Source organism: Corallococcus silvisoli (genome assembly GCF_009909145.1).
Taxonomy (GTDB): domain Bacteria; phylum Myxococcota; class Myxococcia; order Myxococcales; family Myxococcaceae; genus Corallococcus; species Corallococcus silvisoli.
In genome coordinates this window covers 122010-140818 of record NZ_JAAAPJ010000006.1, presented here as the reverse complement: position 1 = coordinate 140818, position 18809 = coordinate 122010, and the positions used below count along the sequence as shown (strand labels likewise).

At 70.9% G+C, this 18809-nt stretch carries 18 protein-coding genes; 6 read left to right on the top strand and 12 right to left on the bottom strand.

Annotation, left to right across the window (positions count from 1 at the left end; all coding sequences use genetic code 11):
* Positions 1 to 3: 3 nt before the first annotated feature.
* The 5 genes from GTY96_RS12200 to dnaN form a co-directional block, all read right to left on the bottom strand.
* Positions 4 to 1404 carry a hypothetical protein gene (locus GTY96_RS12200; RefSeq protein WP_235685563.1) on the bottom strand — a complete coding sequence of 467 codons (1401 nt, stop codon included), beginning with the start codon at positions 1402 to 1404 and terminating at the stop codon, positions 4 to 6.
* 200 nt (positions 1405 to 1604) lie between these two features.
* Positions 1605 to 2672 (bottom strand): site-2 protease family protein, encoded by a 1068-nt coding sequence (locus GTY96_RS12195; RefSeq protein ID WP_161664807.1) that lies wholly within the window; start codon positions 2670 to 2672, stop codon positions 1605 to 1607.
* Positions 2665 to 3408: a hypothetical protein gene (locus tag GTY96_RS12190; protein WP_161664805.1), complete on the bottom strand. Its 744-nt coding sequence runs from the start codon at positions 3406 to 3408 to the stop codon at positions 2665 to 2667. Before GTY96_RS12190 ends, GTY96_RS12195 begins: the two co-directional genes overlap by 8 nt.
* A gap of 79 nt (positions 3409 to 3487) precedes the next feature.
* Entirely contained in the window at positions 3488 to 4681 is a 1194-nt protein-coding gene (locus GTY96_RS12185; RefSeq protein ID WP_255442752.1) for an ATP-binding protein, read from the bottom strand.
* A 111-nt stretch (positions 4682 to 4792) separates the two neighbouring features.
* Positions 4793 to 5899, bottom strand: coding sequence for a DNA polymerase III subunit beta (gene dnaN / locus GTY96_RS12180; RefSeq protein WP_143906410.1), 1107 nt, complete (start codon positions 5897 to 5899; stop codon positions 4793 to 4795).
* 272 nt (positions 5900 to 6171) lie between these two features.
* Between dnaN and GTY96_RS12175 the strand changes: the two genes are divergently transcribed.
* The gene (locus GTY96_RS12175) at positions 6172 to 6672 is read left to right on the top strand and encodes a DUF6748 domain-containing protein (RefSeq protein WP_143906412.1); all 501 of its coding nucleotides are present in this window, start codon (positions 6172 to 6174) and stop codon (positions 6670 to 6672) included.
* Between the two features lie 43 nt (positions 6673 to 6715).
* On the opposite strand, the gene GTY96_RS12170 is transcribed toward GTY96_RS12175, so the two are convergent.
* The 5 genes from GTY96_RS12170 to GTY96_RS12150 form a co-directional block, all read right to left on the bottom strand.
* The gene (locus GTY96_RS12170) at positions 6716 to 8977 is read right to left on the bottom strand and encodes a caspase family protein (RefSeq protein ID WP_161664803.1); all 2262 of its coding nucleotides are present in this window, start codon (positions 8975 to 8977) and stop codon (positions 6716 to 6718) included.
* On the bottom strand, positions 8974 to 9819 hold the full coding sequence (locus tag GTY96_RS12165; RefSeq protein WP_143906416.1) for an ActD-like protein: 846 nt from the start codon (positions 9817 to 9819) through the stop codon (positions 8974 to 8976). The genes GTY96_RS12170 and GTY96_RS12165 overlap by 4 nt, the downstream gene beginning before the upstream one ends.
* Positions 9816 to 10295, bottom strand: coding sequence for an RNA polymerase sigma factor (locus GTY96_RS12160; RefSeq protein ID WP_143906418.1), 480 nt, complete (start codon positions 10293 to 10295; stop codon positions 9816 to 9818). Before GTY96_RS12160 ends, GTY96_RS12165 begins: the two co-directional genes overlap by 4 nt.
* 179 nt (positions 10296 to 10474) lie before the next feature.
* Entirely contained in the window at positions 10475 to 11035 is a 561-nt protein-coding gene (locus tag GTY96_RS12155; protein ID WP_161664801.1) for a hypothetical protein, read from the bottom strand.
* A 9-nt stretch (positions 11036 to 11044) separates the two neighbouring features.
* On the bottom strand, positions 11045 to 11668 hold the full coding sequence (locus GTY96_RS12150; RefSeq protein WP_235685562.1) for a hypothetical protein: 624 nt from the start codon (positions 11666 to 11668) through the stop codon (positions 11045 to 11047).
* Between the two features lie 293 nt (positions 11669 to 11961).
* On the opposite strand from GTY96_RS12150, the gene GTY96_RS12145 reads away from it, so the two are divergent.
* The 4 genes from GTY96_RS12145 to GTY96_RS12130 are packed head-to-tail and all read left to right on the top strand — an operon-like array spanning position 11962 to position 16900.
* Positions 11962 to 12621 (top strand): cobalamin B12-binding domain-containing protein, encoded by a 660-nt coding sequence (locus GTY96_RS12145; protein ID WP_143906420.1) that lies wholly within the window; start codon positions 11962 to 11964, stop codon positions 12619 to 12621.
* Positions 12622 to 12625: 4 nt separating this feature from the next.
* Complete coding sequence (locus GTY96_RS12140; RefSeq protein ID WP_161664799.1) at positions 12626 to 13330, top strand: hypothetical protein; 705 nt, start codon at positions 12626 to 12628, stop codon at positions 13328 to 13330.
* Entirely contained in the window at positions 13327 to 15375 is a 2049-nt protein-coding gene (locus tag GTY96_RS12135; RefSeq protein WP_161664798.1) for a hybrid sensor histidine kinase/response regulator, read from the top strand. Before GTY96_RS12140 ends, GTY96_RS12135 begins: the two co-directional genes overlap by 4 nt.
* Positions 15368 to 16900: an ATP-binding response regulator gene (locus GTY96_RS12130; protein ID WP_143906426.1), complete on the top strand. Its 1533-nt coding sequence runs from the start codon at positions 15368 to 15370 to the stop codon at positions 16898 to 16900. The genes GTY96_RS12135 and GTY96_RS12130 overlap by 8 nt, the downstream gene beginning before the upstream one ends.
* Before the next feature lie 36 nt (positions 16901 to 16936).
* Here the strand turns inward: GTY96_RS12130 and GTY96_RS12125 are convergent, their stop codons facing one another.
* Positions 16937 to 17302 carry a helix-turn-helix transcriptional regulator gene (locus tag GTY96_RS12125; RefSeq protein WP_143906428.1) on the bottom strand — a complete coding sequence of 122 codons (366 nt, stop codon included), beginning with the start codon at positions 17300 to 17302 and terminating at the stop codon, positions 16937 to 16939.
* 296 nt (positions 17303 to 17598) lie between these two features.
* Positions 17599 to 18018, bottom strand: a complete 420-nt coding sequence (locus tag GTY96_RS12120; RefSeq protein ID WP_143906430.1) for a hypothetical protein — start codon at positions 18016 to 18018, stop codon at positions 17599 to 17601.
* Between the two features lie 180 nt (positions 18019 to 18198).
* Here GTY96_RS12120 and GTY96_RS12115 point away from each other — a divergent pair, with 180 nt between their 5' ends.
* Complete coding sequence (locus GTY96_RS12115; protein WP_143906433.1) at positions 18199 to 18804, top strand: DUF2378 family protein; 606 nt, start codon at positions 18199 to 18201, stop codon at positions 18802 to 18804.
* The last annotated feature ends 5 nt before the right edge of the window (positions 18805 to 18809 follow it).

The following is an 18809-nucleotide window of genomic DNA, read 5'->3' as shown; positions in this document are numbered from 1 at the left end:
ACCTCAACGCGCATTGTCCACCCCCACTCCCAGCGAGGCCTGGGCACCCGGGCGCAGCGAACCATCCGTCTGTGGGAACAACGGCGTCCCTCCTCGCCCCAGCGCGTACAGCCTGCTCGCGAAGCGCCAGCGCAGCTCTCCAGCCACGAGGTAGCGGGCCCCCGGCCGTCCCAGCCCCACTCCCAGCACGCTCAGGGCGAGTTCCAGGTTCCGCTCGAAGAGCTGGAGGGCGATTCGTCCGTCCGTGTCCACGCGTCGCGAGGTGAAGACCTCCACCGCCCAGGAAAAGGACAGGTGCCGCTGCATCCTCCCCACCAACCGCTCCGCGTCCCAACCCACGTCTGCTTCAGCGTAGACAGAGGCACCCTCCGGAAAGGGCGCCTCCGCCAGGGGCTGTCTGGAAGCTCCCGCAGCGCGAAAGCGCGCCAGCTCGTAATCCGGACCGAAGGCGCCTTGGCGAAAGCCTCCATGCTGCCGCCGCGCCTCCAGGCGCAGCCGCGCGTTCAAACTCGGTGTCTCCGCGTCCGCGCCCACCCCAGCCACCGCGCCCCAGGCACCACCCGTCCCGGGACGACCTCCCCAGCCAGCCAGAAGATGCAGTTCGAAGCTCGAGCGCGCCCACACCACCGCGGTCCCGTCCAGGTGGGCCAGCGTGATTTCAGGCGAGGTCCCCTCCCCCCTGCCTCCCTCGTGCACCGCGGACACGGCCAGCGTGTACCGCCCCGCTTGCACCGACCGACCGAAGAGGACGTGCTCCAGGTCCACCTCGGCCTCCGCTCCGAAGAGACGCGCGCCAAGGACGTCCGAGGCGAAGGCCTCCACGTAGAGCGGGCCGAGCGTCCCGGTGAGGAAGCCTCCTGCCGGGTGGTAGTCGGGGTTGATGCGGTTGGAGTAGCGCCGCACCAGGTGCCCGGACAGCAGGCTGTAGCTGTCCAGCGCCCCCATCCACAACGCCAGGGGCGCCTCGTTCGACCCCAGCTTGAGGGCCCGAATCACCTGGCCCCAGTCCGACAGGCTGTCCCAATCCTCCTGGTGAATGACGCCCGCGTACCGCTCGCCGCCCCACAGGCGCAGCCTCACCGGAGCCTCCAGGTTGACACCGAACTCCGCGCCACCATCCAGCATCAGGGTGGGAACGACCTGGACGAGACCCTCGCGTGTTCCGCCGTCGCCGCGAGGCAGCAGGGCCAGGCCCGAAACATCGAGCCGGGTCAGGAAGTGCCATTCCTCCGGTGTCACGGGCGAGTCCAGCTCTGGGTCGCGAAGGAGGGGAGCGCTGTTCGCTGGCCGAGAGGCGGAGGACCGTTCGTTGACGGTCTCATCCAACGACCGCCCCTGAGCAACTGCTCGGCCGGACCATGCCCACGACAGGAGGCACAGCACCACAACCCACCTTCCGCTCATGGACAGTCCCCCTCGCCAGCCGCGAAGCCTCCGCATGGCCATGCGCGACAGGGACTATCAGGGCAGGCTGACTTGACGACCTGGGACGGAGGGAGACGGCGCGGAGGCTGAAGACCCGCTGGGGTTCATCTCATGAAGGGCAGCTTGTCGAGCGGGATCCCGCGCAATGACAACCGGTGAACCGCCTCCGTCCCGCCCCGTCACAGCGCCGCCGTCGCCCCCGTCCAGTGGTTCGCGGCCCAGCCCAGCGCGCCCAGTCCCACGACCAGCGCGCTGTACTCCACCAGCGTGCGCGCATCGCCCTCCTCGGGCGCGCTCGCCATGGACGCCTGGAACACCGCCGCCAGCCCGATGAGCAGGAACAGGTTCTCCCCCGTGAGGAACCACGTCGCGCCCAGCACCGCCACCGCCACCCACCGCTGCTTGCGCGCCAGCGCCCTGAAGCCCCGCCCCCCATCCAACGACCACAGCGGCAGCAGGTTGAACAGGTTGAGCCACGCCGCCGCGTGCGCGATGGCGCCCAGCGCCTTCCACTCCGTCACCAGCGCCGCGACCAGCACCACCACCGCCGCCGCGCTGCCCCAGATGGGCCCCGCCAACCCCACCCGCGCGTCCTCGCGCCCATCCACCGGCGACTGCTTCAGGCGCACGAACGCCCCCAGCCCCGGGATGAACATGGGCGCGCTCGCCTTCATGCCAAAGCGGCGCAGCGACGCCACGTGCCCCATCTCATGCACGTAGATGCACGCCACCAACCCCAGCGCGAAGCGCCAGCCCCACGCCGTCCAATACACGCCCAACGCCAGCAACATGGAGAACAGCGTGCTCGCCTGCGTGAGCCCGAGCAGCAACAGCTTCCCCTTGCCCAGGAGCAGCGCCAGCACGAACTTGAACTTCCACAGCGTCAGGCCCACCGCGCCCATGCCGGCGAGCACCTTCGGCATGCCCGAACGCTTGCGCTCCGCCTCCGCGATGGGCACCGACAGCCCCCGCGCGTCCACCTCCTGGCTCAGCGCCGTCACGCGCGCCGTCACCTGCGCGTGCTGCCCCGTCCCCGGCGGCAGCAGCTCCAGCGCCTCCCGCCACAACACCAGCGCCTCCGCCGGCGCACCCCGCTCCGACGCCGCCTGCGCGTCCGCCGCCAGCTGCTTCAAGCGCGCTCCATGCACCAGCTTCCGGCACGAAGGACAGGTGAGCAGCCGGGGCGCGAGCTCCGAACCACACCCTTCGCAGCGCTGGGTGGACTCCGCCGCGAGCGCTTCAGCCAACGGTGCGCTCCTCCGGCACGGGCGCCGCGTCTTCCGAGGCCGGCGCCCCGGACGCGTCCGCCAGCTTGAACGGACCCGCGATGTTCAGCTCCGTGCGCCGCGTGCGGCGCCAGGCCTCGAACAACGCGAAGCCATAGATGAGCCCCGAGATGGGACTGTTCACCCCCACGAGCACCGGCGCCGCCACGGAGATCACCCCCGCGAGGACGACCTTGACCGCCTGCGAGGGAGGCTCATCGTCTTCGGCGGGAGACTCCGCCCCCGCCTCCGCCACTGGCTGCTCCGAGACCTCCTTGTAGACATCCGGCGCGAGCGAGGCGGCCACCGCGAAGTACGTCAGCACCACGGCGAGCAGCTGGTAGAACCGCCCCCCCCGCGACTCGGAGCCCTTGAACACCGCCGTGCCCACCATCCACCCCACCAGGATGGCGATGAGGCCAATGTTGTATCCGCTCAGGCTCACCAGGTAGTAGACGAGCGCCCCCGCGAGCGCCGCGCCAAAGCCAAACACCGACGCCTTCATGAAGCGCTTCAGCTTCGAGCCGCCCTCCATCGACGCCAGCACGTCTTCGCGGCACGACGGGCACAGCAGGCGCTGGTTCACCTCGTAGTAGAGGCTCTTGATGACGCGCTGGCAGACGGTGCACTTCGTCACCGGCGGCGCTTCGGTGAACTCCGCCTGGTCGAACTGCAGCGGAGCCGCGTCGGAGGCGGATGGAGGAACAGGTGAGGTCATAGGCTGGATTCGCGACGGGAAGTGAATCGCAAATCAACCTAACAGAAGCCTTCCACCCGCCCCAAATCAACGTTTGGTTTTAGCCACCATTCCGCAGGGCCGCGTGACGCGCCGCCTGGACCAGCGCGACCAGGTCCCCAGCCCGAGCCACGTCCCCCCCGGCCGGCTTCGCGTGCTCCGGAGAGAACAGCCGCGCGGGCGTGCTCGCCTGTCCGCGCAGCAACACGAAGAGGCGCAGGGCGTCGCGCAGGGCCTCCGCCTCCGGCCCCTCCTCCGTGCGGGCCCGCAGCGCCGCCTGCTCCAGCCGCGCCCACGCCATCTCCTCGCTCCAGGCGCCCCGGGGCCTCTCGCGCGACAGCGCCGCCAGCGCCTCCGCGGCCTCCACCAGCCCCGCGCGGCCCTCCGTGAAGACGTCCCTCGCCGCCAGGCGCAGCGCCGGGTCCTCCGTGCGCGCGGCCCGCCACGACAGGAGCGCCGGCAGCTCCGCCTCGCGAGGCACCACCGGCGCCAGCTCCGCCTCCAGCACCGCGCGCACGCGCACCCGCGCCACGTCGTGCCAGAAGGCCGCGTGCAACAGCAGCTCCGGCCCGCTGCGCGCCACCCGCGTCGGCGCGCGGCGCATGCGCCGCTGGAGGAAGTCCTTCACCCGGCCCCGCGTGTCATAGCGCTCCAGCCGCTCCCACAGCGACACCAGCGCCGCGGCGCCCAGCGGCAGCGCCCGGGCCAGCTCCCGCGCCTCGTCCTCGGAGAAGGCCGGCGCCCCTTCCGCCACGGGCCGCTTGAACACCCGCTCGAACACCTCGCCCGCCGCGCACGCGGCCCGCAGCTCCGGCAGGTTGCGCGGCAACAGCTCCACCGCCTGGGCCCAGACCCTTCCGCCCAGCAGCGGCGCCGCGTCCAGCACCTCCGTCTCCAGGCGCAGCAACACCTCCCCCAGCGTGGCCGGGACGGCCTCCTGCATGGACAGCCGCCGCTCCGCCGCGCGCGCCACCGCCTCGCGCAGGCGCGCCACCTCGTTCATCAACCGGACGGGCCCGGCGTCGCGCGGCCAGGCCTCCGCCTCCGCGCGGCGCTTCAGCGCGCTCAGCGTCGCGTCCACCTCCGGCTGGGACGCCGCCACCTCCCGCAACAATTCGAAGTGGTTGCGCAGCCGGTCCTTCCAGAAGAAGGACTCCAGCACGCCCTTGAGCGCGCGGTAGCGCAGGCGCGTGGCCTCCAGGAGGTCCGCCCGGTCCTCCAGCCGCGCTCTCAGGTCGTCTGGACGGGTGGCCACGCCCCCATCATAGGGAGACCCCGCGCCGGGCGCAGGCCTCCCCATGGCGCGGAGCGTCGAACGTGGAACGGTGCTTCAGGTGCGGCGTGGGAAGGTGGACGGAGGTCCGGCTCAGACGCGCATGGGCATGACCACGGCGGTGAAGCTGCGGTCGCCGGGGCCATGCAGCACGCCCGGGCTGTGCTCGTCCCCCAGCTCGAAGCTGACCTCGTCCGTGTCGGTGACGCCCAGCACGTCCATCAGGTAGCGGGCGTTGAAGCCGATGGTGATGTCATTGCCCTTGTAGTCCACGTCCAGCGCGTCGCGCGCCTCGCCCAGGTCCGGGTTGCTGGCGGTGATGAGCAGCTTGCCCTTCTCCAGCCCGATGCGGATGGCGTTGCTCTTGTCCGCGGACAAGAGCGCGATGCGCTTGAGGCCCTCCAGCAGGCGCACCTTGGGCACGAGGACGACCTTCTCGCCCTCCTTGGGGATGACGCGCTGGTACTCCGGGAACTGCCCGTCGATGAGGCGCATCACCATGGTGAGGCCCGGCTTCTTGAACAGCGCCGAGTTCTCCGCGAAGCCCAGATGGCACTCGGCGTCCGGGGCCTCGTCCAGCAGGCGCTTGAGCTCCATCAGGCCCTTGCGCGGGATGATGACGCCGCTCTTCAACTTGAAGTCGCCGTTCATCTCCCGCTCGATGAGCGACAGCCGGTGACCGTCCGTGGCCACCATGCGCACCTTGCCGCTGGCCTGGGGCTCGAAGAAGACGCCGTTGAGGATGTAGCGCGTCTCGTCGCTGGAGATGGCGAACTGGGTCTTCTTGATCATCTCCAGCAGCGTGTTGCCGGAGATCTGCACCAGCGGCGCGTTCTCCTCCTTGGGCAGCTTCGGGTACTCCTCGGCGGCCATGCCGACGATCTTGAAGTGCGCGGAGCCGGAGGAGATGTCGACGTAGTTGTTCGCCAGCTTCTTGAGCGTCACCTCCGCGTCCGGGAGGTTCTGCACGATGTCGAAGACGTACTTCGCGCTCAGGGTGACCGCGCCCGGCTTGGACACGTCCGCCGAGTGCTCGGACACGATGCCGATGTCCAGGTCGAAGGCCGTGACCGTGATGCTGCCCTTGTTCGCCGTGAGGAGCACGTTGGCGAGGATGGGCATCGTCGTCTTGCGCTCCACGATGCCCTGGGCGCGATAGAGGGCCTTCTTCAGCTCGTCGGAGGCGATGCGGAATTCCATCGTGGGCGTCCTTACAGGTCACGGCCCTGAAAGCCGGTGCGACGGGGCGGATGTAGCCTGCGCATGCAGGAGCGTCAACGAAGGGAATCGCCCATGTTCCCTCTTGCGGACCCCTTCGGAGGCCCTGGGAGCGGACTGCCCGGGCGTCCAGGTGGGACACCGGGAAAAATCGCCCGCGTCACCCTGGCCGGCGGGCGCACGGCCGGGCAGAGTGGACCCGGCCGCGCCCCTCCCGCGTTGAAGGAGGACACCCGCCCCCTTCCGGAGTCGCCATGAACGCCCGCTCCCTGCTCCTGTCCGCCGTGCTCGTGCTGGGCCCGGTGGCGTGCAGCAAGCCGCCTTCCCCCACCGCTCAGCCGTCCAGCGACGAGTCCGGCGCGGCGGCCCCCGCCGACCTGAAGCGGACCGAAGTGGACCCGCCCGCTGGCGCCGCCAACGAGCCGGGCACGGCCGCCCCCACCCCTTCACCCGGAGACGCCACCATGACCGCCAACACCGTCTACATCGTCAAGGACAACGGAAAGCGCTGCTTCGCGCCGCCCTGCGACCACTACGACCTGTTCAGCGCGGACGCGCCGGACAAGAAGCTCCAGTCCTTCCATGAAATCGACCTGAGCGCCGTCACCGGCGGGGACGACGCGAAGGCGGGCGAGCTGATGCAGCGGGCCTTCGCCCCCGGCGGCCTCAAGCTGGAGGGCTCGCTGGACAAGAAGCTCAAGGCGGGCCCCGGTGGCGACGCCACCGTGCTGCGCGCCACCCGCGTCGTCGGCTGAGTCCCGCCGCTCCCGGGACCGCCTCGCGGGCGGTCCCGGCGCCTCAGAGCCGCACGCCCAGCTGGAAGCCCGGCCAGTGCTGCACCCGCGTGGTGGCGTTGATGTCGTGCGTGCGCACGGACAGCGTGGACAGCTTCGCGAACCGCGGCTCGTCCCAGGTTATCCAGGCGTTGTAGGTGGGGCCGCCGAACACGGCCAGCCGCGGCATCACCTGGAAGCCCAGCATGGCGCGCAGCTGCCCCAGCAGGTTCCCGGTGTCGCCGGAGAAGGGCTTGCGCGTGGACAGCACCTGGCTGCTCGCGACGTCCACGTCCACCCAGAAGCGCGAGCCCAGCGGGATGTGACCGCCCAGACCCAGGCCCAGGCTGAAGCGCTCGAAGCGGTCGTCCGGCCCCAGGCCGGCCAGCAGCGTGGTGTAGAAGAACTTGCCGCCGAACTTCAGCGCCACGTTCGTGAGCTGCACGTCGCTGCCGAACACCTCCAGGTGCAGCTGGCCCTTCTTCTCGTAGGTGACCAGGCCCACCGGCGCGCCGTGCACCTCCTCGGAGACGTTGACGAGCCCCAGCTGCATGCCGTGCACCACGCCCGCGACGTTGAGCAACCCCAGCTGCATGCCGGTGACGTCGCCGCCCACGTTGATCAACCCCAGCTGCATGCCGGTGAGGGAGGGGGCGCGGTTGAGCAGCACCGACCCCTGGATGCCTCGCGCCTCCGTGGCCACGGAGTTGACGCCCACCGACAGCTGCACGCCGCGCATCGTCCCGTTGGCGTGGTTGACGCCCAGGGACAGCTGCATGCCGGTGGCATCCGAGGTGGTGATGTTGGCGCCCAGCGCGGCCTGCACACCGCCCAGCGCGCCGCGCGCGACGTTGGCGCCCAGGGCCAGCTGCCCCACGCCGTCCACGTCCCCGTTGGCGACATTGAGCCCCAGCGACGCCTGGGCGCCGCTCACCGCGCCGCCCGCCACGTTGGTCACGAGCGACAGCTGCACGCCGGACACCTCCCGGCCCGCCGTGTTGAAGCCCAGCGCCATCGCCGCGCCCACCACCTCCGCGTCGTACACGTTGCCCACGAGCCCCAACGCCAGCCCGCCCCCCAACGCCGTGCCGCCGTTGACGACGCCCAGCGCGAACCGGTTCTCCACCGGCGCGCGGCCCGCGCGGAGCGTGTTGGTGCTCACGCCGGGCACCAGGCTCAGGTTCACCGGGAACATCCGCCGCTCCTGCGAGGCGCCCGTGAGCGCGCCACCGCCGCGCATCACCGTGGCCTCGTGGCCCACGCCCAGGAAGTCCCCGGGGGCCAGCGACGTGCGCACGCCCTCCTTCAGCGTGAAGGTCGCCTCGGACACGCCGCCGTCCAGCTCGCGCCGCGCCCGGTAGGCGCCGGGGGCGAGCCCCAGCTCGGTGGCGCGGCCGGACAGCTTCTGCACCTCCACCACCAGCGTGCCCACCGCGTCGCGCACGTACAGGCGGCCCTCCAGCGGCTCGGCGAGGACCAGGCCCGCGGTGGTGGCGCGCAGGTCCGTCATCACCAGGTCGCCGGTGCCCGCGAGCTCGATGTCGTAGTTGGGGTGCTGCGCGCCGCCCTGCGTGCGCTCCGTGCGCGCGAGCGTTTCGTGGAAGGCGAACTGGTAGGCCTCCGTGAGGGTGACGCGGCCGTCGTGGGTGACGTCCGCCGCGCCGCGCAGGCCGGAGACCAGGTGGTGGGTGAAGAACGAGCCGCCCAGCCGGTCCGACTCCTGCGACGCCTCGTCCGCGCTGGACGAGGTGAGGATGGCGTGGCCCTTCACCTGGATGCCGGAGTCCACGAGGAACGCGGGCCGCGCGACGCCGCCCTTGCGCCGCGCGAACGCGCCGGACGCGCAGGAGTCCAGCACCGCGATGCGCACGTCCGCGGGCAGGCCCTCCAGCGCGCGGCGCAGCTCGCCGTAGTCCAGGCGCTGGCCCTTGAGGAGCAGGCCCTCGTCATCCGAGTGGCCGGAGTAGTACAGCAGCACCTCCACGCGGCGGGCCCCGGTGGCGCGGGCGCCTTCGGCCAGGTGGCGCAGCCGGTCGAAGCCCGCGAGGACGCCCGCGCGGTCCACGTCCGTGAGGAGCACGCGGTCCTGGGGCAGCACGCCGCCCAGCTCCGACAGCACCTGGGAGAAGGCCTTCGCGTCGGTGTCCGCGTAGCGCAGCTTCACGCGCTCCGGGCCGCCGTCGTTGACGCCCACGAGCAGGGCCAGCCGGCGCACGGCGGACGGCTCCGCGGCGCGCGCGGACGTCGCGAGGCCCAGCGCGAAGAGGAGGATGACGAGCACTCTCATCGCGAGGGCTTCTCCAGCAGGAAGGATGTCTGGCCCAGGCCCGAGGGCAGGGCCAGCGGCGCGGTGCGGGCGTCGGGGGATGCGGCGAGCACGCGCGCGGCGGCCATCACGTCCTCCCGGTCGAAGGGGGCGTCGGCGGTGATGAGGAAGAAGCGCTCGAAGCCGGGGGCGTCGTCCAGCTCATAGGCGCGGGGCAGCAGGTGCGTGCCGGAGCGCGCCAGCGGCACGGACGTGTCGCCCTGATCCGGCAGGTGCGCGGTGACGGCGCCCCGGCCGTCCACGGAGACGATGACGCCCTGGACCCTGCCGGCGGCGGTGTACGACAGCTGCACCACGTCACCGGCCTGGGCGGGGGCGCCGTCGGTGAGGCGCTCGGTGCGGGAGGCGACCTGGCGGTGCACGTCGAGCCGAGGCTGGAGCCCCTTGCTGCGCGTGGCCTCCAGGACACCCGGGGGGGCCTCGGTGCCCGGCCAGGGCGAGTGCGGCGCCTCCTGTCCCTCCGGCGAGGAGCCCGGCCTCGCGAGGACGACCACGGCGGCGGCGGCGAGCACCGGCACCAGGGCGGGCAGGAAGCGCCACGAAGGGCGCGACGGCGGCGCCTCCGCGTGGGGGGGCACGAGCTGGAGCTTGCGGGCGGCGCGGGCCTTCACCTCGCGGGCGACGCGGTCGGGGGGCAGGGCCTCCAGGGTGGCGCGTGAGTCGGCCTCCAGGGCGGCGAGGCGCGCGGGGCCGTCCGGTTCGTGGGCCAGGCGGTCGCGGGCGGCGGCGAGCTCGTCCGGGGGCAGCTCTCCCAGCGCGATGCGCTCCAGCAGCCAATCCGGGGTGCGGTGGGGGGACATCATGCGGCCTCCAGCTCCTGCAGGACAGCGGACAGGGCCCGGAGGCGCTTGCGCACTCCGGACACGGACAGGCCCACCTCGCGGGCCGTTTCCTCCAGCGTCATGCCATCCACCAGGTGGAGCACGGCGATGTCGCGGCTGGACGCGGGCACGCGCCCGAAGAGGCGGTCCAGCAGGCCCCGAGCGGCGGTGCGGGCCTCGACGTCGCCGGACGCGGCGATGCGCAACACCAGCTCATCCTCCCGGTCCTCCGGGCGTCGCTTCGCGCCGCGCAGGCGGTTGAGACACACGCGGGTGGCGATCTGATGCAGCAGGCTGGAGGGCCCCGCGTCCTTCAGGGCGGACTGGTAGCGCAGCAGCTGCACGAACACGTCATGCATGGCGTCCACGGCCTGTTCCTCGTCGCGCAGCAGGAAGCGACAGCGCCGGAGCACCTGGGGGCCATAGCGCCGGTAATAGGCCTCCACATCGACGGACACCGCACGCGCCTCCCGGTTGGAGCAGGGAACACCCGTGCCCTGGAAATCTGTCACCGGCTGCTTTCCGAAGTGGCGTGCCTACCCTGTTTCCCACCGGCCCGGCCACCCCTGAGCAGTGGAGCACCGCCCGGCCGGTCGCCAGGATGAGCACGCGGAGCACACGTGCCCACCCGAGAAGCTCATCGCACGACGGGAGACGCCCCCGCGTCCAGCGGGCTCGCGACACCCGCATCCTCCGGAAGGACGCCCTGGCTGGGAGGCACGAGGACGGTCTCCACCCCGCCGTCCGGCAGCATCACACCCCGCAGGTCGTCCTCCTCGTCCACGCCGTCGACGATGCGCCGGAGGATGTGTCCATCCGAACGCAGGGCGTACTTCGCACCAGAATCGAGCGACGGAAACCGCCGGCCACAGGCGGTGGGGTTCTCCTCCACGTAGACGAAGAGAAGGCCCTCCTGCCGGAGGACCCGGTACGAGTAGGACTCGGGACGGCTGTCACAGGACGTCGCCGCGCTCCCCAGGGGGAACAGGTCCCGTGAGACGATCATCAAGGCGCGCAGCGTTTCGCCGTCCAGCACGACGGGGGTACCCGCCGGGATGACGCTCGCGTCGGAGGAGACCGGGAAGCGGATGGACCGGTCATCGAGGACCGGCGTCGAAAGAGGGTCGTGCCGCCGGGCGCACCCGAGCAGCCCCAGCACCAGCGCGACCGTCCTCAGCGAGATGATCTGCGTTCGCATGCGGCCCTCCTACCGCGCATCCAGACGATAGGTGCGCTCATCGAGCCAGGTGACGATGCCATGGGACTCCTGCCTCCACCTGCCATCCGAATGCGTCCAGAGCATCATCTCCCGGGTCGCCGGAACGTATTGATAGAAGCCGTCGCACGTGGGCGCGCTCGCATCCCGTGACCGGGAGAAGAACGCGATGATGGACAGGCGGATGCGGCCCTCTCGCGTCAGGACCTCCCAGTCGTGGACCGTGGCCATCGACTCGATGAAGCGCAGGTCCCTCGGTGAGAGGCGCGTCCCGAAGGGATGGTTGTGCAGCGCGAAGATCTGCTTGAGGCTGCCGCGTGCATAGCGGGGATCGTCCACGAACGGGGGAAGCGAACAACTCTTCAAGCCGCGCACCGCGTCTCCGGGGCGGGACGAGTCCGACAGCATGCTCATCTCGTAGCGCCCCTCGGGCGTGGCGTAGAGCCATGCGCAGTACTCCGTCGCGGTGCGGAGGGCCACCTCGGGCTGCGTCTCCTGGAGTGCGACCACGGTCGCGTTCGGCTTGGAGAGGATGAGCGGACACGCGGCCGATAACGCGTCAGCGGCGAGGTCATAGGGCCCGAAGTTCTTCAGGGGCCCGGGAATGGCCTCCAACGTTGCATCAGGCCCTGGCTGCCAGACGCCCTCCACGGGTCGCGGAGCTGAACACCCCAGCGCGCCCATCCCGAGCCACACAAGAAGGGAAAAGCGGCCAATCATGCATTTCACGTAGCACGATTGAAAGGAGCGCGCCCTTCCCCACCGCCCGCCTGCCCTGCAAGCGGAAAAGCCGCCGCCGCGGCGGCCTGCCCGGTGAATGTTCACTCACGGATGCGAGCCTCGTCTCCAGGGTTTATCCCCCACCGAAACCTCCCTACCCTGCCCCCTCCGCCCTTCGTACGGCTCCCTTGCACCCATCTCCCTCCGTCATCGAATCGCTGCGGACGCGGTACCTCACCGCGCAGCTCTCCGGAAACCGCCAGGAGGCCCTGCGCCTGCTCGTGGATGAAGGGCTGCTGTGCGGCGTGCCGCTCCAGGACCTGCACCTGAGCATCATCCAGGCCGCCCAGTACGAGATTGGCCGGCTCTGGCAGGAGAACCACATCTCCGTGGCCCAGGAGCACATGGCCACCGCCATCTCCCAGTTCGTCCTGGCCCACCTGTACCGCCACCTGCCCCGCGACCCGTCCAACGGCAAGGTCGTGATGATGGCGTGCGTGGAGGGCGAACTGCACGAGGTGGGCGCGCGCATGGCCAGCGACTTCCTGGAGATGGCCGGCTTCGACGTGCGCTTCATCGGCGCCAACGTGCCCGCGGATCACCTGGCCCGGATGGTGCGCGAAGCGCCGCCGGACCTGCTGGCCCTCTCCGTCACCATGCCCTTCCACCTGCCCCAGGTGCGCGAGTCCGTGCGCAAGGTGCGCGAAGTCGCCCCGGCGCTCCCCATCGCCGTGGGGGGACTCGCCTTCGACTGGACGCCCGTCATCGAGGAGGAGCTGAAAGTGTCTTTCTTCGGCAAGAGCGCCCGGGAACTGGTCGCCTCCACCTGTCGAACCCTGGGAGTGTGACGCCATGCCCACCGTCAGCCGCGAGGTAGAGGCCCGAGCCGCGTCCCTCGCCTCCGCCTCCGTCCAGCCGATGTACGCGGATCCGTTCTGGGACGCCCGCTACGGGCCCCAGCGCGCCCGCCGTTTCGGTGACGAGGACGCCGTCCACCATGTCCGCTATCTGGTCCAGGCGCTCGACGCGGCCCACCCCGCCCTGCTGGAGACCTACGCGCGCTGGCTGCGCACCCTGCTCGTCACGCGCGGCATGTGCTCCCTGCACCTGGACCAGAACTTCGATGGGCTCGCCCACGCCCTCCAGGCGGAGGGCTTCGGCCCGGACACCCTCCCCTTCACCTACGTCCAGGCCGCCCGAGGGGCCCTGCGCTACACCGAAGGGCCCGCCCACCTCCTGGAGGCGCACACACCCGCGCTCATCGCCGCTGTCATTCCTGCCTTGGAGCGGACACTCCCTCCGGGAAATCCCCTCCGCCTGGAACAAGAGGCGCGCCTCCACCTGTCCTATCTGTCGGATGCGCTCGCCCTGGACCGCGCCGACCTGTGGGACGCGCACATCCAGTGGTACTCAAGCTTCTGGCCCCGCCGGGGGCTCTCCCCCCTGACCTTCCCGCACCTCCTGGAGGCGCTGCGGGCAGGGCTGGGGACAGGCCACCCGGAAGCGCGGACGGTGTTCGCGCGGATCCCCGACGCTGGGGAGGAGACGCACTCATGACGCCCTTGGATGACCGCGCCTCTGGGATGGTCGACGCGCTCAGCCGCGAGCTGGCCCTGGCCTGCGACGCGCATGGGACCGTCGTCTGGCGCGACGAGCGCGCCGCCCGCCTGCTGGGCATCACGCCGGGTCAGTCGCTGCGGAGCCTGGCCAGCGCCGGCAGCGAGGGCAAGGTGGAGAAGCTGCTCGTGCAGGCGCGCGACGAAGCCGTGGACGGCTGGGAGCTCATCCTCCAGCGCGACCACAAGCCCACCACCTTCGCCTTCCGCGCCCGGCCCCATGAGGGGGGCGTCGTCCTGGTCGGCAGCCTGGTGCCGGAGGACTACGGCACCGCGCTCATCCAGGTGGGCACCACCTTGGGAGAGCTGGCCGCGCTCCACCGCGAGACGGAGCGCCAGCAGCACGAGCTCAAGCGCCGCGCGGAGGAGCTCGCCCGCCTCAACCGGGAGCTGGAGGAGTCCAACCGGGGCGTCCGGAGCCTGCACGCCGCCCTGGACGAGAAGGCGGAGAGCCTTCAGCGCGCGTCTGAAATCAAGAGCCGCGTGGTGGCCAACGTGAGCCACGAGTTCCGCACGCCGTTGCACTCCATCCTCGGGCTGTCCAAGGTGCTGCTCAATCCGCTCAACGGCAGCCTCGCGCCGGAGCAGGAGAAGCAGGTCCAGTTCATCCGCGGCTCCGCGGAGGCCCTCTTCGAGCTGGTCAACGACCTGCTGGACCTGTCCAAGGTGGAGTCCGGCAAGACGGCGCTGCGCCACAGCCGCTTCGTCGTGTCCGACTTCATGAGCGCGCTGCGCGGCATGACGCGGCCGCTCCTGCCACCGGAGTCCCAGGTGGCGCTCGACTTCGAGGGCCCCGCCGAGCCGCTGGAGCTGGAGACGGACGAAGCCAAGCTCAGCCAGGTGGTGCGCAACCTGGTCTCCAACGCGGTGAAGTTCACCGAGTCCGGCGCCATCACGGTGTCCGTGGCCCCCGGGCCCAAGGACACGGTGGTGTTCACCGTGAAGGACACGGGCATCGGCATCGCCCCGGAGAACCACGAGCGCGTCTTCGAGGAGTTCATCCAGGTGGACAGCCACCTGCAGCGGCGCGTGAAGGGCACCGGCCTGGGCCTGACGCTGGCGCGCAAGCTGACGGAGCTCCTGGGCGGCGCGCTCACCGTGCGGAGCACCCTGGGCGAGGGCTCCACCTTCGTCATCACCCTGCCGCGCGTCCACCCGGAGGTGTCGGAGATGACGGGCCTCACCCAGCGCAGCCAGGCGCTGGACCCCGGGCGCTCGCCGGTGCTGGTGCTGGAGGACGACCGCCAGACGCTGTTCCTCTACGAGAAGTACCTGGCGCGCTCCGGCTTCCAGGTGCTGCCGGTGCGCACCGTGGAGGACGCGCGCAAGGTGATGCAGCGCGTGCGGCCCGCCGCCATGGTGCTGGACGTGATGCTGGAGGGCGAGACGAGCTGGAGCTTCCTCGCGGAGATGAAGAACGGCGAACAGACGCGCGACATCCCCATCCTCGTCGTCACCGTGACGGACCGCGAGCAGAAGGCCCGCGCCCTGGGCGCCGACGAGTTCTGGCTCAAGCCCGTGGACGAGCTGCGCCTGCAGAAGAAGCTGACGTCGCTCGCGCGCACCGGGCCGGTGGAGCGGCTGCTCATCATCGACGACGACGACGTGCACCGCTACCTGCTCAAGCAGCTGCTCAAGGACACGTCCTACCAACTGCTGGAGGCCTCCGGCGGCCGCGAGGGCGTGCGCATCGCCCGCGAGAGCGCCCCGCACCTCGTCTTCCTGGACTTCGTGCTGCCAGACATCACCGCCTTCGACGTGCTGGACGAACTGAAGGCGGATCCACGCACGCGCGACATCCCCATCATCCTGCACACCTCCCACCAGCTCCAGGAGCCGGAGCGGGCGCGGCTCGCGCGCGAGACCTCCGCCATCCTCGCCAAGCACACGCTCAGCCGGGAGGTGGCCATCACGCGCATCCGCGACGCGCTGACCAAGGCGGGCCTGGGGCACCGGGACCTGCGGGAGGTGAACCCCCGTGGCTGAAGAACCCCGCCTGGCCACGGTCCTCAACGTCAACGACGATGAGGCCAACCGCTACCTCGTCAACCGCGTCCTCAGGATGTCCGGCTACCACGTGCTGGAGGCCGCCACCGGCATGGCGGCCATCCTGCTGGCGGAGCAGCACCGCCCGGACGTCATCGTCCTGGACGTGAAGCTGCCGGACATCAGCGGCTATGAAGTCTGCGCCCGCCTGCGCGCCAACGCGGCCACGGCCTCCATCGCGGTGATGCACACGTCCGCGACGTTCGTCACGCCGGACAAGAAGGTGCAGGGCCTGGAGGGCGGCGCGGACGCGTACCTCACCCAGCCCTATGAGCCGTCGGAGCTCGTCGCCACGGTGCGCTCGCTCCTGCGCCTGCGCCACGCGGAGCAGCAGGCCCGGCTGCGCACGGACCAGCTCATCGAGATGGACCGGCGCAAGGACGAGTTCCTGGCCATGCTGGGCCACGAGCTGCGCAACCCGCTGGCCGCCATCATGACGGCCATTGGCATCCTGGAGCGCAGGGGCTCCACGGACGACAAGGAAGCGCGGATGCACGGCATCATCCACCGCCAGACGCACCACCTGGCGCGGCTGGTGGATGACCTGCTGGACGTCAGCCGCATCACCCGGGGCAAGGTGGAGCTGCGTCAGGAGCCGGTGAACCTCACGGACAGCTTCCAGCAGGTGCTCTCCATCCTGCGCCCCCGCGTGGAGGAGCGCGGGCTGAAGCTGGAGGCCCACCTGCCGTCCGCGCCGCTGTGGCTCCAGGGGGACGCCACCCGGCTGGAGCAGATCTTCACCAACCTGCTGGACAACGCGGCCAAGTACACCGACCAGGGCACCATCACGGTGGAGCTGTTCCAGGAGGGCGTGGACGGCTCCGCGCAGGCGGTGCTGCGGGTGAAGGACACCGGCATCGGCATCCCGCAGGAGAAGCTGCCCGCGATGTTCGACCTGTTCGCGCAGGCGGACACGTCCCTGGAGCGCTCCCGCGGGGGCCTGGGCATCGGGCTCACGCTGGTGCGCACCCTGGTGCGGATGCACGGCGGCAGCGTGGAGGCCACCAGCGGAGGGCTGGGGCAGGGCAGCGAGTTCGTGGTGAGGCTGCCCCTCTTGCGCGAGGACCGCCTCCGCCGGCTGGATGGAGTGGGCGACGCGGACGCGCGCCGCGCGCGGCGCATCCTCCTGATGGAGGGCCACCCGGACGCGCGCCAGTCGCTGCGCGACCTGCTGGAGCTGTGGGGGCACCAGGTGACGGTGGCCCCGGACGGCGCGCAAGGCGTGGCGCTGGCGATGGAGCAGTCGCCAGAGCTGGTGCTCGTGGAGCTGGGCCTGCCGGGGCTGGACGGCTACCAGGTGGCGCGGGCCCTGCGCACCCGGATGGGACAGGACCTGCGCCTCGTGGCGCTCAGCGGTGACGGCGACGCGGATGACTACCTGCGGGCGCTGAAGGCCGGCTTCGACCTGCACCTCACCCGGCCGGTGCGGCCCACCGACCTGGAGCGTGTCCTGTCGGACCTGTGAAAGGGGGGCGGGGAGCCCCGGTGGATGAGCGCCCCGTCACCGCCGCGTCAGCGCGTTGGCCACCAATCCCAGCAGCTTCACCTGGGCCGGATCCAACTGCCGCACGCTTCGCAGCAGCCGACGCACTTCCGGACGCTCTGGCGTGGGCGGTGGGGCTTCACTGGAGCGCGACGGGGTGACGCCTTGCGCGGCGAGTCCCAGCAACTCGTCCGCGGAGACGTGCAGCTCGTGGCAAAGCTTCATCAGGGTCTGGACGCTGGGGAGCATGCCGCCTCGCTCCAGGCGGCCGTACACTTCCGTGGCCACGTCGATTCGCTCGGCCACGTCGGCCTGCGTAAGCTCCATGCGACCCCGGGCGACCCTTGCTGATGCGCCGATGGTGGTTGCGAGTTTCTTGTCCATGCCTTTGCTTGCCGACCCGAAACGTTTGGCCGACGGCATAGGACGTATAGAGGCAGACAGACAGAACTTGCCGGGTCAGTCTCCCATTGTTCACCCATAGGGTCGCTGCGCGGAAGGTGGACTTTCGGAGTCCGGGCAACCCCGACACCCAGGCCACTTCTGAGACGGAACGCCCTCTGAAAATGACCTCCGTGGAATGCATCCCCGCTCATTTTCCGGCTTGTCCGGAGGTGACTCAGCGGGTTGGAGCCACGATTTCCTACGGTATCCCGGCGTCCTGCCGCCGCTGCCACCCTTCAGGGTTGGTTCATGTTGTCGGTGCCGCCCAGATACACCGCGTCGGGTGCGTCCAGCGACAGGGCTCCGGTGCGCGTGGGCCCCCCGCGGAAGAGATACACGGCGCGCGTGTCGTCGCGCGGGAGCACGGCCACGTCCGCGTAGCCGTCACCATCCCAGTCCCCCAGGCAGCGCACCGTCACGGGCACCGGCGCGTCCACGGTGACCGTCTCTCCATGGCCGTCACCGTCGAGGTCGCACCCGCCGTCCGGCGCCACCTGCTCCGCGAACATGGGGGTGCTGAAGCGCGCGTCCGGCGCGCCCGACAGCGGCGGTTCGGGGCAGCCCCCGCACAGGCCTCCCATCAGCACCAGGAACGCCAGGAGTCCCTTGCGGACCCGCGCGTCGGATTCCCTGTCGGTTGCCGTGTTCGCGTCCATGTCCGCTCCGGTGACGACCGTGGAGCCCTGGGAATAGCGGCCGAAGATGAACGGGCGATGACCGAGGGGTTCTGGTGGATGAACGGGCGAAATACGCACGGAGCGAGCACCGTCCAAGCGCGGCCGAAACATGTCTTCACGCAAGGGTGATGCAGCGAAACGCGGAGGGGCGTTATCGCCATGGGAATGGATTGGACGACGTTCCCCGAGGAGACACCGGTGCCGCTCGTGCTGGGGCAGGCGGTGGAGGCGATGCTTGCTTGCGCGGACGTGGGGACGCCCGGGCTCCCAGAGCTGCTGCGGTCCCTGGGGTTGCCGGAGGGAGCGCCGTCACAGGCGGCCTACCCCGCGCGGCTGTGGCCCCGGCTCGTCCATGGGATGGCGCGCGTGCTGAACCCGGGCCTGGGGGAGGCGCGAGCGCTCTACCTGCTGGGCGAGCGCTACGGCGCCAGCGTGAAGGTGTCCCGCATGGGCGCGTCGCTGCATGACTTCGCGCGCGTGGTGGGGGCGGAGCGGATGCTCCAGCGCATGGCCCACAACGTCCAGTGGGGGCACACCTTCCTGGACGCCACGGTGGTGCCGCGCCCGGGAGGGGAGGCGTGGGAGCTGGTCATCCGACCGCGCGCGGAGTTCGTGGGCAGCGCCTGGCTGTCCGCGGAGCCGCCCCGCTTCGCGCAGGGACTGCTCACGTTCGCGTTCCAGGACGCGGGGGCCGTGCACGCCAGGGTGGACGTGCTGGACCACGACCCGGTGAACGCCGCCACGCGCTTCCTGGTGACGCTGTAGCGGCT